1 protein-coding gene is annotated in these 939 nt (G+C 39.3%); it reads left to right on the plus strand.

From position 1 onward, the window contains the following. Positions 1-232 (plus strand): diguanylate cyclase (locus ACJ5GX_RS06865; protein ID WP_495292832.1); only part of this gene is annotated, 232 nt, incomplete at its 5' end. Positions 233-939: the final 707 nt, after the last annotated feature.

Below are 939 nucleotides of genomic sequence, written 5' to 3' on the forward strand. Positions count from 1 at the left end.
AGATTTATTAGCTAGGTTTGGTGGTGAGGAATTTGTTGTTGTAATGCCAGATACCAATGTATCAGATGCGTATACTATTGCAGAGAGAATAAGGAAAATTATTGCCAAAGAACCTTTTATACTTGTGGGTAAAAATACAAGCTTCCTAAATTTTTTATTTATTTGCAGATCGATCTGCTGGAAAATGGCGTCTTGGAACGACAGCGATTCAAAATTCAAATGTGTAAGATGAGGCAGAAGTTGGTGGTGGACAGTGTGACAAAATAGTGCGATGCCCGGAGGTCGCAATGCTACAAGGTTACTCGCCATGCCGCTGCCACTTTCCGTCCTCCCTCCCTCGAATGTCGGCTTATAGTGCGCGAGTCAAAGAAACGGTAGCACGAACGCGAGTGGAATGTATTGCGAGCAGACTATGATGGCAGTGCGTGAACACTCATTTGAACTACTAGCCTTAATTTTAAAGCTTTTTTAGCTGCCCCTTAAAAAAATTTCTGTATTTAATACGTACTTTCTGTATTTTCGATACCTACTGGAAGTACCCTTTGAGTTTTGATTCCCTAGACAGGGTCAAAACACAAATAAAGCACAAATGAACTTTTTATTTTTAACGTTTCGCTACGAGCATGATTTTTTAATAATTTTAAGTGGCCCTAGACCTGATCACATGGTTTAGATTTCATTTCGATATCTTTACTCGATCTCGAGATAAAGGGTCGTGACAGACGGACAGACGGACGGACAACAAAGTAATAAGGGTTCCGTTTCTTACATTATGAGGTACGGAACCCTAAAAACTCTAGAATATTATAAGGATATTCCTAACCCACAGTCATGATGCTGAAAGTATTCCCTTTTTATCCACTTATGCTCGTCGAATCGAGCTTAATCCTAATGCTTTTATCAAAAGTTGCCACATAATCCAGCCATTTTGCAAAAATT

It is taken from the genome of Wolbachia endosymbiont of Tuta absoluta (assembly GCF_059414725.1).